Genomic DNA, 11,799 nt, shown 5'->3' with positions numbered 1-11,799 from the left:
CGATACCGGGGGATGCCGAGGCCCGTCCTGCACGATACGGGTTTTCCTCTGCATGATCCGGCAGCGTCAGTGCATGGCGGCCGAGCGGAACCGGCCCGGCGTCATCCCGAAGCGGCGGCCGAACATCCGCGTCAGATGCTCCTGATGCGTAAAGCCGGTCTGCACCGCGACCTCGGCGATGGCCGCGCCGCGCAACAGCAGGTCGCGCGCCAGATCCAGTCGCGCGTCCATGACGAACTGATAGGGCGAGCGTCCCGTCGTGTGCTTGAACCGGCGCGCGAACTGCCCCGGCGAGAGACCCGCCGCCAGCGCCAGGGAATCGACCGTGATCGCCTCTTCGATATGCCGGTGGACGAGATCGCGGACGGCATCGATCTGGTCGCTGCTCAACCCGGCGGCCGACGCCGATGCCGCGTGCATCGCGCTCGAATGCGCGGCGACGATCCGCGCCGCGAGGATCCGCGCCACCGCATCGGCGAAGAAGCCCGACTGGCGCTCGGCCAGCATCGTGCAGCAGACGATCCCCATCTGCTCGATCACCGGATCGTGGACGCCGAGCCCCGGCATGATCGCAAGCGTGGCGGGATCGACGCCCAGTTCGCGCGCCGCCGCATCGAGCATCGTGCCGCGCACGTAGATGTGGATCGTCTCGAGCGTGCCGTCCAGCGAAACGCCGAAATCGCGCCCGGCCGGCAGGATGAACAGGCCGCCGCGCTGCACCTTCGCACAAGCCCGCTCGCCGCTGAAGTCGCGCTCGATCCGGACCGGGCCGCTGAGATGCATGACGATCAGATGATCCGCGCAGGCCCGGAAATAGCCGGTGTAGGGCTGCTCGATCTGCCGCGAGGCGAACAGCGTCCGCCAGCCGAGCCCCTCGCTCGACGCGATGAGCGTCTGGCCGGGCAGCGCCAGGATGCCGTGCGTGTCCTCCACGCCCAACGCGTCGGCGCCGGTCATTTCGGGAAATCGAACGGTTGCTGCCGGACGATCCGCAATCCGAACGCCTCCAGCCCGACGAGTTGCGGCGACGGCGAGCTGGTGAGCAGCACGAGATCGTGCACGCCGAGATCGGCGAGGATCTCCGCGCCGACGCCATAGGATCGCGGGTCGATATCGGGGTCCGACTCGCGCGTCGCGGGCAGCGGCACGCCCCGCTCGGTCCGCGGCACGATCAGGACGATGACGCCCGCCCCGGCCCGCGCGATCTGCTCCATCGCCTGCGGGATGGCACGGGTCCGCGAGCCCTGTTCCCCCAGCAGGTCGGACAGCAGCGACGCGGTATGCATCCGCACCAACGTCTCGCCGTCCGCCGCGACCGCGCCTTTCTGCAGCACCAGCGTCTCCGTCCCGTCGACCTTGCTGCGATAGGTCAGGAGCTGCCAATCGCCGCCATAGGCCGAATCGAACGCCTTGCTCGCGACGCGTTCGACGACGCGGTCGAAGCGCCGGCGATAGGCGATGATATCGCGGATCGTGCCGATCTTGAGGTCGTGCCGCTCGGCGAAGGGCAGCAACTGATCGAGCCGCGCCATCGTGCCATCCTCGTTCATGATCTCGCAGATCACGCCCGACGGGTTGAGCCCGGCCAGTCGCGACACGTCGACCGCCGCCTCGGTATGCCCCGCGCGCACCAGCACGCCGCCGTCGCGCGCGACCAGCGGAAAGACGTGGCCGGGGGTCACGATCTCGTCTGCGCCCTTGCCCGCATCGATCGCCACCGCCACCGTACGCGCCCGGTCGGCGGCGGAGATGCCCGTCGTCACGCCGTCGCGCGCCTCGATCGAGACCGTGAACGCCGTCTCGTGCCGGGTGCCGTTCTGCCGCGTCATCAGGCCCAGACCGAGATGATCGACGCGCGCCTTGGTGATGGCGAGGCAGATCAGCCCGCGCCCGTGACGCGCCATGAAATTGATCTTCTCGGGCGTCGCCATCTGCGCCGGGATGATCAGATCGCCCTCATTCTCGCGATCCTCGTCGTCGACCAGGATGAACATGCGGCCGTTGCGGGCTTCGTCGATGATCTCGTCGGGGGTGGCGACCGGGATGCGCCGGCCCGACCGCGTGGCGCCGTCGCCGCGGCGGTCGGGACGCTGGGGTTCGGCCGGCAATGTCATGCGCCGACCGCGTCGATCGCCCGGACGTTGTGATATCCGCCGCGCAGGAAGATCAGCGGATCGCCCGCATCCGCGCAACTGAGATCGTCGACCGCGCCGACGACAAGATAATGGTCGCCGAGTTCGATCACCGATTCGACCCGGCAGTCGATCCAGGCGAGCGCGCCGTCGATCAGCGGCAACCCCGCCGGGCTCGACCCGTGCGACAGGTCGGCGAACTTGTTTTCCATCTTCGACGCGAAGCGGCGGCAGATGTCGAGCTGATCCGCGCCCAGCACGTTGACGCAGAAGCGTCCGCTGTCGGCGATGCTGCGCCAGCTGGACGACGTCTTGCCGGGAAAGAAGCCGACAAGCGGCGGATCGAGCGAGATCGAGGTGAACGACCCGACCGCGAGGCCGAACCGTGTGTCGTCCTTCGCCGAGGTGATCACGCACACGCCGGTCGGATAGGCGCCCAAGACCTTCCGGAAACTCGCAGGATCGATCATCGCTACGGTCGAGGCGGACATCATGCTCTCCTGTACGTCGGAAATCGCGTCTGGACCGATGTCGAGATCGCCCGCCGATCGTCTGGACCCGGGTTATCGCCTGTTCCCGGACGATCACAATTTCCCCGCCGCCGATGTCCGCCACGTGTCCCCGCCGCCCGCGGGCGGCCGTTCATTCCGGTGCGAGCACGACGTCGGCGCGCAGCTCGTGCCAGGGTCCGGTCCGCATGCCGCCGTCGGGTCCCGGCCCGGCGGGGTGGACGACGATCGGCCGGATCAGCGACGGCTTGACGCCGAACACCACGTCCGAATCGAGATAGGGATCGCCGGCAGCGAACAAATGCGTCACCAGCTTGCGATAGCCCGGCGCGCTGACCATGAAATGGACGTGCTCGGGCCGGTAGGGGTGGCGCCCCTGCAGCTTCAGCAGGTCGCCGACCGGGCCGTCGTCGGGGATCGGATAGGCGGTCGGCCGAACCGTCCACAGGCTGAACCCGCCATCCGCCGTGCTCCGGAACCGGCCGCGCGCGGCGAGCCCCGGACGGTCTTGCTGCTTCTGCACGTCGTAGAAGCCTTCCGCATCGGCGTGCCAGATGTCGATCGTCGCGTCCGCGATCGGCGATCCGTCGGCGGCACGGACGACGCCCGAGATGAACAGCGACGCGCCCGCCAGATCGCCGCGCATGTCGGCGCCCGACGGGAAGCTGGGCGGCGGCACATAGAATGGGCCGAACACCGTCGTCTCGGTCGCCGCGGCCGGCAGTCGGTTGTTGATCGCATCGACGATCATCGACACGCCGAGCACGTCGGACAGCAGGATATATTCCTGTCGACTGTCGCTGCACATCTGGCCCGTCCGGGTCAGGAAAGCGATCCCCGCCATCCATTCCTGCTCGGTCGGCGCGACCTCGCGCACGAAGGCGTGGAGATGGCGGATGAGCGCTTCGCTGACCTGCCGCGCCCGTGGCGATGCCGCGCCCTCGACGCTGCGCAGCGCGCGGGCGGTGATCGCGTCCATGGCATCGTCGCTCACGTCAGTCGATCCCCCTGCCGGGCGTACCCGTGCCGGCGGGCCGGTCGCGCGGCACGGCGCCCATGCCGTCGTTCGAATGTTTGGCCGACAGGATCATCCCGAACAGCACGAACCGCGACTGGATGCGCGAGTGCCGGCCGTCATGTGCCCGTGTCGTCGGAGACTGGTCGCGCCAGAACATAGGCCTGCCTTCATGCAAGAGGGGTCATACCGGTTGCCGCTGTCGGCGCCGTGCCGGCGGAGCGGGCGTGTCCGCCAGCCGGTCGACCCGGCGCAGCGGTGCGAACAGGCGCGCGATCGCCGCGGTGGCCGCGATCGTCGCACCACCGCCGAGCAGGATCGCCGGCACCAGCCCGAACCAATAAGCGGTCACGCCCGATTCGAACGCGCCGATCTGGTTCGAGCTGCTGATGAAAAGGCCGTTGACCGCCCCCACCCGGCCGCGCAGCTCGGGCGGCGCGCGCAATTGCACCAGCGCGCTGCGGATATGGATGCTGATCACGTCTGCCGCGCCGATCCCGCACAACAAAGCGCAGGCCGGGACGAGGCTCTGCGTCAGCCCGAAGCCGCAGGTCAGCACCCCGAACAGCAGCGTTGTGGCGACCAGCACGCGCCCGGCATGGCGTTCGACCGGATGGCGCGCGAGCCACAATCCGGTCAGCACCGCACCGACCGCCGGTGCCGCGCGCAGGATGCCGAGCTCCGCCGCACCGACGTGCAGCACGTCCTTGGCGAACACCGGCAGCAGCGCGGTGGCACCGCCGAGCAGCACGGCAACCATGTCGAGCAGCATCGCCCCGCCCAGCACCCGGTCGCGGCGGATGATCGAGAAACCGGCGAAGGCTGCCCGGAGATCGAGCGCCGGGGCAGTCGCGCTGCGGACGATGGCGGGGATGGTCCCGGCCGCGACGATTCCGAGCAGGAACAGGCCGCAGGCGACGGCGTAATCGGCCGCCGGCGACAGCGCATAGAGCATGCCGCCGAGGATCGGCCCGGCGAGCGTCCCCATCTTGGCAATCGACGTCGTCCAGGCGACGGCGCGCGCGACATGGCGATCGGGCACGACGCTGGGCAGCAGGGCGGTGTTGACGGGATGGTCGAACGCCCGCGTCGCCCCGGTCGCCAGCGCCGCGGCGAAGAGCAGCGCCGTCAGGCCGTCCTTGGACAATCCCGGCACCAGCAGCATCGCGGCGGCGAGCGCGTTCACCGACTGGACGCCGATCGCGACCCGCGCGGGGGCGAACCGGTCGACGAGCTGTCCCGCCGGAATGGCCAGCGCGAAACCCGGCAGGAACTGCACCAGTCCGACCAGCCCGAGGTCGAGCGCCGAGCCGCTCGCCTCGTACAGCCGCAGCGTCACCGCGAACGCCAGCACCTGCCCCCCCAGCGTCGAACATGCACGCAACAGCCAGACCTTCAGGAAGGGGCCGCGCCACGGGGAAAAGGAAGGCGAGCGTGCGTGCATCATGATCCCGGAACGGTGAGGAGGATCGTTCGCGGGGTCAGACGGCGGTCAACGCGCGACCGGCGCGGCACCAGGCGGGGGAGCGCCGACCGGCGCACCGTCCGGACGCGGGCCGCCGGGAGCCGCGCTGTCCGGCGCGATCCGCTCCGCGACCGTCCGGCGGGCCAGCATCACCGCGGTCCGCTCATAGGCAAGGCCGGGATTGGTCCGCGCCATCGATATGTCGCGGAAGTAGCGCTGCAACCGGTTGCCGTCCTTCGCCGAGGTGCTCGTCCCGGCGGCGGTGTACAACAGGTCGATCGCTTCCCCGGCCATGCGTGCGGCCTGCTGCAAACCGGCCTGGATCCGCATGTCGTCGATCTCCGCATAAGCGGCGGCGTCCTCGACGCCGGCCGCACAATAATCGAGGTAGGATTGCGCGCCCGAGATGACCGCATTGCGCGCCGCCTCCAGCAGGCCGGCAGCAAGGCCATAGGGCCGCAGCAGGTCGTCGACGCCGCTGCCCGGTGCGCCCGGAGGACCCGCCGGCCCCTCGGCCTTCTTCTTCAGGATCAGCTCGAACTCGTCGAGCGCGGCGAACCCGATGCCGACCAGGATCGAGGTGATCTCGGTCTGGAAAAAGCCGAACATGCGCCCGGAATACATCGCGTTGCCGTGCAGGTGGTAGCCGACGGTGCCGCCATCGATGTTGATCGAGAAGAAGTTCTGGCGACTGACCAGCGCATCGGGGACCAGCGCATCCTCGACCCGGATGCTGTTCGACCCGCTGCCGCGCAGCCCGATGAAACCGCGCCAATTGTCGAGCATCGCCCATTGTTCGCGCGGAACGGTCACCGTGCCGAACATCGGCGGGCCGACCGGCGCGCCGCCCAGCGGGATCAGCCGCACGCCGAACATCGCATGGCTGCTGTGCGGCGAACCGGAGCAATAATCCCACTGGCCGTTGACGATCCAGCCTTCCGGCGTTTCGGTCGCGGTGCCGCTCGGCACGCCGCGGGCCGATGCGGCGAAATGGCCATCGGCGCCGAACAGTATGTCCTGCCCCGCCTTCGAATAGAGCGCGGCGGCATTGAGCGCATGCGCCGAAGCGAGGCAAAAGCCCCAGCCGGTGCTTGGGCAGCCGCGGGCGATCTCCATCACCACGCGGGCGAACACGGTAAGGTCGAATTCGTAACCGCCGTACATCCGGGGCTGGAGGATGCGGTACAGGCCGGCATCGCGGAATCGCTGATGCATCTCGTCCGAATAGGTCCCGCGGGCTTCGACATTGGCTTGGTCGGCCAGCAGGAGCGGGCGAAGCGCGCTGGCGCGCCGGACGATCTCCGCCGACGTAAGGTCAGGCTCGGGCTGCGGCAGGCCGGCAGCGGCCGAGGACACGTCTTTCAGGAGAGTTGCCACGGGATACCCACTTCTAGATGACAGATGCAGCGTGTGTGGATCGACCGGCATCGGCCGGCAACGCGACACCGTCGCCCGTCCGCTCCGCGTACCTCGTTTGGCTTCCCTCGCCGGTGGACCGAGCGCATGGACATGGCGATACCAAGCGGGAGGAACGGCCGTGCGCGACGAGACGACACCACGGATCGCGGCGGTCGATCCGGAGGCGATGACGCCGGCGCAGCACGCCGCCGCGGCCGTCGTCGCCGCGGGACCACGCGGGTCGGTGCGCGGGCCGTTCGCGGTGCTGCTGAACAGTCCGGGGGCGTTTGCGGCGGCACAGGGGCTCGGCGCCTATCTGCGCTTCGAAAGCCCGATCCCGGCCAATCTACGCGAGCTGGCGATCCTCGCGACCGCGCGCCACTGGCGACAGGATTACGAATGGACCGTCCATGCCGCGCTGGCCGCGACGGCGGGCGTCAGCGCCAGTGCGATCGCGACGCTGGCGGCGGGGACGGACGTGGTCGGACTGACGCCAGAGGAAGCGCTGGTGCTGGAATTCTGCCGCCAATTGCATCGGTCGGGCAGCATCGACGACACCATCTATGCGCCGGTCGCCCACCTGCTCGGCGCGGCGGGGGTGATCGATCTGTGTTCGGTATGCGGCTATTATGCGTTGCTGGCGATGGTGATGAATGTCGCGCGCAACCCGCTGCCCGCGACACCCTCACCCTTCGCCGGTTGATCAGGCGGGCGTCTTTGCGGACGCCGCCTCCTCGACCGTGAACAGCTTCATCTTGTTGGTCAGCGGACCGCCCATCGCGATCTGCTTGCCACCCTGATCGATCGGGCCGAGATCGACGGGCTCGGCACCGAGGTCGCGGATCAGTGCGGCGACCGCGGCATTGGCCTCGGCATCGCTGCCGGCCAGGAACAGGACCTTGGCATCGTCCTGCGGCGGCAATGCCTTGTCGAACAGGAAGATCGGCTCATGGTTGAAGGCCTTGACCAGACGTGCGCCCGGAACGTGGTCCGCGACGATATCGCTCGACAGCGCATCGCCGATATCGATCACGTCCGCCGGCGTCGGCCCCAGCCGATTGTTGGTCGCGTCGATCACGATCCGGCCCTGCCACGACAGGCCGTCGGTCGCCGCGGCCAGCTGGGGCCAGCGGATCGCCAGCAGCACGATATCGGCCTGCGCGAGCATGTCCGCCGGAGTCGCCGCGACGACGTCGCCATCGATACCGTCGACCAGCGCCTTCAGCGTATCCGGTCCGCGCGAATTCGACAGGATCACCCGCCAGCCGGCCTTGGCGGCTTTGGGCGCCAGCATCTGTGCAAGACGGCCTGCACCTAGAAAACCGAGAGTCTTCACCGAACATATCCTTTGCGTGAGGGTCGGCGGCGACCTGTCCATCCGGGGCGCCGGCCAGCAATGGCCACGCCCCGGCCGTCCGGCTGGTGTACGGCGTCAGGCTGCGAGCCGCGCCCAGCCCGGTCCGCCGCCCGGACCGGGGGCGGCGCCGGGGATCAAGTCGCGCAGGCTTTCCTCCACCCGGTCCCGCGCCGCCATGAGCGGTCCGCCGAGCTGGTCGCGCGCCTCGTCGAACGTCAGTTCGGCGGCATGCCAGACGACGTTCATGCAGGCGACGACGTCGCCGCCGACGCGGACCGGCACCGCCATGCTCGCGCACCGGCGATGCGCGAGATCGTGGCAGATGACGAAGCCGTCACGCCGTCCGTCGCCAAGCGCGCGTTCGACCGTCGCCCGGTCCGCGAACGCATCCTCCGCCGTGGCGGTGGCATAGAGATCGTCGAGTATCGCGTCGCGCGCCGCATCGCCGCAATGGCTGAGATAGGCGAGGCCGAGCGGGCTGACGAGCATCGGCCGCGATTGCCCGATCATGCCGATATCGGCGGACATCGAGCTGATCCGGTGCGTCGATTCGACGATCAGCATGGCATGGTCCTGCGGCACGGCGATGTCCGAAGGCCAGACGACCTGCGAGGTCAGCGCGTGCATCGCCGGCCATGCCGCGTGGCGGATGAGACCGAACTGGTCGCGCGACTGCGCGAGCTCGCGCACCTTCGGCGACACGCGGAATTCGCGCGAGAACGGCCCCTGATAGATCAGGGTGAGCTCGCCGAGCGTTTCGAGGATGCGGTGGACGGTAGGGCGCGGCAGATCGAGGCTGCGGCAGATGTCGCTGGGATGCGCACCGTCGACGGTGTTCAGATAGCGCAAGACCTCGATGCCACGCGAGAGTGACCGGATATGCTTGTATGTCATAACCTCTCCAGGTTCTTTTATGGCGGAGAGACTAGCATGGCGACGGGCGGGCCACAAACGGCGGGCAACCCGCCGTCATCCGCACAATCAGCTTATGACGTTGTTTTAATTGGATAAGATCGATGTACACGGACCGGACGATCGGTCATTCGTCCGATCCGTGTCGCAGCGATGTCAGGCCGTGCCGAACTTGTCGGCGAGCCCCTTGAGCGCGCCGGCGATATCGCCCCCGATGCCCTTCTCGGCCATCTCCTTCATGGCATCGGGGATCTCGACCGCGATGCTGTAGTCGACCTGCGAGCTCTCGCCCGCCGCGTTGACCTTGAACGTCGCGAGGAACCCCTCGAGGCGCGGCACGCCGGGCGGCAGGATCTGGTCGGGCACCATCTCATAGGCGAGGATGCGCTGGTCGTCGTCCAGCGTCGCGATGCGATCGAGCACGGTGTTGCCGCGCGCCATCTTGACGACGCGCTCGCCATCCTTCTCGCCCTTTTCGGTGGAGACGATGTGCGGCTGCCATTCCTCGAAATTGTAGAAATCACGGACGTAGGTCCACACCGTATCGGCCGGCGCCGCGAGCTTGATCGACTGGGATATCTTCACGTCACTTCTCCTTTGGGGATTCGTTCAATCGCGGACCGACGCGGCCCGGGCCGGCGCCATCGGCGCGAACCGGGGCAGCGATGCCTCGTCGCCCGCGTCGTGGAACACGACCTGCACCCGCTGCCCGATCGCGACGTCGGCAGGGTCGATGTCGACGATGTTGGTCAGCACCCTCGGCCCCTCGTCGAGGTCGACGAGGGCGAGAACGAAACTGCCGGCTTCGCGATAGGCGCCCTCGCCGCGATGGACGTGGCTGTGGCTGTAGACGGTGGCGAGGCCCGACGCCTCGCGCCAATCGACATGCATCGACCCGCAGGCGCTGCAGAACGCCTTGGGATACCAGATCGCCACGCCGCATCCGGTGCAGAACGGCAAAACCAGACGGCCCGCCTTCGCCGCCGACCAGAACGGCCGGGTCTCGGGCGAGACATAGGGCGCCGGCGTCGGCAGGCCGGCGCGTGTCGTCGGATCGGCCATCATGCGTCCTCCCGTCCGAGTATCAGCGAGACGCTGGCTTGCCGCGACATGCCGCCGCCGGTGCCGTGCGCGATCGCCAGTTCGCAGTCGCGCACCTGCGTTTCGGCATGCGCCTCGCCGCGCAGTTGCCGCACCGCCTCGACGATCTTGACCATGCCGCCCTGATAGCCGGGATGGTTGTTGCACAGGCCGCCGCCGTCGGTGTTGACGGGAATGGCACCGTCGCGGCGCAGCGCGCCGCTGGCGACGAACGCCCCGCCCTCCCCCTTCTTGCAGAAGCCGAGGTCTTCCAGCGTCATGATGACGGTGATCGTGAAGGAATCGTAGATCGACGCATAATCGATGTCGGCCAGCGCGACGCCCGCCTCGGCCAAGGCGCTCGGCCCCGATATCGTCGCGCCGGTACTGGTGAAGTCGATGGCGCCGCGACCGCCATGCCGGATCGCCTCGCCATGGCCGAGGACCGTCACCGAACGGCGTTGGAGGCTGCGCGCAATCTCCGGCGCGACGACGACGATCGCGCCACCGCCATCCGTGACGACGCAGCAGTCGAGCCGGTGCAGCGGGTCGGCGATCATCGGCGAATGGACGACGTCGTCGACCGTCACCAGCTTTCTGAGCAGCGCGGCGGGATTGTGTTGCGCATATTCCGAGGCGGTGACCTTGGCGGCGGCGAGCTGCGCCGCGGTCGTGCCATAGTCGTGCATGTGGCGCCGCGCGGCGAGCGCATAGATGCCCGCATTGGTCTCGCCATATACCGTCTCGAACGGAAATTCTGGGGTGTCTGCGGTATGTTTGTTGCCACGGATGACGCCGCGCACCTTGGCGCCCTGGGTGATGAGCGCGACGCGGCATTTGCCCGCCGCGATCGCCGCCGCCGCATGGCCGACGTGCGACAGATAGGACGAGCCGCCGACGAACGTCGCATCGACATAGCGCGGCGCTAGGCCGAGATATTCGGTCAGCGAGACGCCGCCGAAGCCCAGTTGCCCGGTCGAGAAATAGCCGTCGACATCGCGGATCGACAGCCCGGCATCGGCCAGCGCGCCGATCGCGCATTCGGCATGGATCTGCTGCACCGAATGATCGGGCAGATCGCGCCCGGGATGTTCGAAGACCCCGGCGATATGGGCCTTGCCGCGAATGCTCATCGAAACTCCTCCAGGGGGCGGGTCATGCGGCGAGCCGGCCGAGCGACGGCAGCGGATCGCGGACGCCCGCCTCGCGCAGGCACCACCAGATCATCGCCTGATTGCTGGCCATCACCGGCATGCCGAGGTCGCGCTCGAGGTCGGTGATGATGCCGAAGACCCGGATCGCGGTGCAGCTGAGGAAGCACAGGTCCGCGCCGCTGCCGGCCTGGTCCATCGCCTGCCGATACCATTCGCCGGGCTCGACCGAGGACATCGCGCGCCCCTCCTTCAACCCCATGCCGGAGGCGTGGACGACCTCGACGCCGCAATGCCGGAGGAACGCCACCTCGCGCTCGACGACCGGCGCGATATAGGGCGAGATCATCATGACGCGGCGCGCTCCCAGCGCCCTGATCGCCGCGACGATGCCGTCGGCGGTGCTGATCGCCGGGCGTCCGGCGACCGCCTCCATGCGCAATCGCAACGCTTCTCCCATCTCCGGATCGAACGTCGAGACCGCGGTGCAGTTGAACAGCAGCCGATCGATCCCGGCGTCGCTCAGCAGGCCGACCGCCGCCTCGACGCCCTCGGTCATGCCGAGAAGGTCCTCGCGCGTGCTGCCCGCCAGCTTCAGCCGCGTCGTGTTGAGCGAGACGCCGGGGGGCAGGATGCGCGTGATCTCGGGCTCGGCGACCGGATTGCTCGACGGCAGCAACATGCCCAGCCGCAGCCGCCAGCCGAAGCCCTTGCCGCGCGAAGGGTCCGAGGCCCGCGAGGGGTCCAAGTTGGTCACGTCGCCCCTCCAATCGAGCCCGT

14 protein-coding genes are annotated in these 11,799 nt (G+C 68.7%); 1 reads left to right on the top strand and 13 read right to left on the bottom strand.

The window, feature by feature from the left end; all coding sequences use genetic code 11:
* Nucleotides 1-66: 66 nt before the first annotated feature.
* From AC07UH_RS13285 to AC07UH_RS13255, 7 genes are all read right to left on the bottom strand, one after another.
* On the bottom strand, nucleotides 67-957 hold the full coding sequence (locus AC07UH_RS13285; RefSeq protein ID WP_495181507.1) for a helix-turn-helix domain-containing protein: 891 nt from the start codon (nucleotides 955-957) through the stop codon (nucleotides 67-69).
* Nucleotides 954-2,114 carry a 3,4-dihydroxy-2-butanone-4-phosphate synthase gene (gene ribB / locus AC07UH_RS13280; protein WP_495181506.1) on the bottom strand — a complete coding sequence of 387 codons (1,161 nt, stop codon included), beginning with the start codon at nucleotides 2,112-2,114 and terminating at the stop codon, nucleotides 954-956. The genes AC07UH_RS13285 and ribB overlap by 4 nt, the downstream gene beginning before the upstream one ends.
* Nucleotides 2,111-2,623 (bottom strand): flavin reductase family protein, encoded by a 513-nt coding sequence (locus AC07UH_RS13275; RefSeq protein ID WP_495181505.1) that lies wholly within the window; start codon nucleotides 2,621-2,623, stop codon nucleotides 2,111-2,113. Before AC07UH_RS13275 ends, ribB begins: the two co-directional genes overlap by 4 nt.
* 151 nt (nucleotides 2,624-2,774) lie before the next feature.
* Nucleotides 2,775-3,635, bottom strand: coding sequence for an intradiol ring-cleavage dioxygenase (locus tag AC07UH_RS13270; RefSeq protein WP_495181504.1), 861 nt, complete (start codon nucleotides 3,633-3,635; stop codon nucleotides 2,775-2,777).
* Nucleotide 3,636: 1 nt separating this feature from the next.
* Complete coding sequence (locus AC07UH_RS13265) at nucleotides 3,637-3,816, bottom strand: hypothetical protein (RefSeq protein ID WP_495181503.1); 180 nt, start codon at nucleotides 3,814-3,816, stop codon at nucleotides 3,637-3,639.
* Nucleotides 3,817-3,840: 24 nt separating this feature from the next.
* Nucleotides 3,841-5,100 carry an MFS transporter gene (locus tag AC07UH_RS13260; RefSeq protein ID WP_495193950.1) on the bottom strand — a complete coding sequence of 420 codons (1,260 nt, stop codon included), beginning with the start codon at nucleotides 5,098-5,100 and terminating at the stop codon, nucleotides 3,841-3,843.
* Between the two features lie 48 nt (nucleotides 5,101-5,148).
* Entirely contained in the window at nucleotides 5,149-6,498 is a 1,350-nt protein-coding gene (locus AC07UH_RS13255; RefSeq protein ID WP_495189897.1) for an acyl-CoA dehydrogenase family protein, read from the bottom strand.
* 160 nt (nucleotides 6,499-6,658) lie between these two features.
* On the opposite strand from AC07UH_RS13255, the gene AC07UH_RS13250 reads away from it, so the two are divergent.
* Nucleotides 6,659-7,222, top strand: a complete 564-nt coding sequence (locus tag AC07UH_RS13250) for a carboxymuconolactone decarboxylase family protein (protein ID WP_495181501.1) — start codon at nucleotides 6,659-6,661, stop codon at nucleotides 7,220-7,222.
* Here the strand turns inward: AC07UH_RS13250 and AC07UH_RS13245 are convergent, their stop codons facing one another.
* The 6 genes from AC07UH_RS13245 to AC07UH_RS13220 all read right to left on the bottom strand — a co-directional run bounded on the left by AC07UH_RS13245 (nucleotide 7,223) and on the right by AC07UH_RS13220 (nucleotide 11,776).
* Nucleotides 7,223-7,855, bottom strand: a complete 633-nt coding sequence (locus AC07UH_RS13245; protein ID WP_495181500.1) for an NADPH-dependent F420 reductase — start codon at nucleotides 7,853-7,855, stop codon at nucleotides 7,223-7,225. It lies immediately after the preceding gene.
* A 96-nt stretch (nucleotides 7,856-7,951) separates the two neighbouring features.
* Nucleotides 7,952-8,770, bottom strand: coding sequence for a helix-turn-helix domain-containing protein (locus tag AC07UH_RS13240; RefSeq protein ID WP_495181499.1), 819 nt, complete (start codon nucleotides 8,768-8,770; stop codon nucleotides 7,952-7,954).
* Nucleotides 8,771-8,944: 174 nt separating this feature from the next.
* Nucleotides 8,945-9,373, bottom strand: a complete 429-nt coding sequence (locus AC07UH_RS13235) for an SRPBCC family protein (RefSeq protein ID WP_038665553.1) — start codon at nucleotides 9,371-9,373, stop codon at nucleotides 8,945-8,947.
* 24 nt (nucleotides 9,374-9,397) lie between these two features.
* The gene (locus tag AC07UH_RS13230; protein ID WP_495181498.1) at nucleotides 9,398-9,853 is read right to left on the bottom strand and encodes a Zn-ribbon domain-containing OB-fold protein; all 456 of its coding nucleotides are present in this window, start codon (nucleotides 9,851-9,853) and stop codon (nucleotides 9,398-9,400) included.
* On the bottom strand, nucleotides 9,850-11,001 hold the full coding sequence (locus tag AC07UH_RS13225; RefSeq protein WP_038665546.1) for a thiolase domain-containing protein: 1,152 nt from the start codon (nucleotides 10,999-11,001) through the stop codon (nucleotides 9,850-9,852). Before AC07UH_RS13225 ends, AC07UH_RS13230 begins: the two co-directional genes overlap by 4 nt.
* A gap of 22 nt (nucleotides 11,002-11,023) precedes the next feature.
* A complete protein-coding gene (locus AC07UH_RS13220) occupies nucleotides 11,024-11,776 on the bottom strand; it encodes a maleate cis-trans isomerase family protein (RefSeq protein WP_495181497.1) in 753 nt (250 codons plus the stop codon).
* Nucleotides 11,777-11,799: the final 23 nt, after the last annotated feature.

Source organism: Sphingomonas sp. GW821-FHT04B01 (genome assembly GCF_059420425.1).
This window is presented reverse-complemented; position numbering and strand designations above follow the sequence as displayed.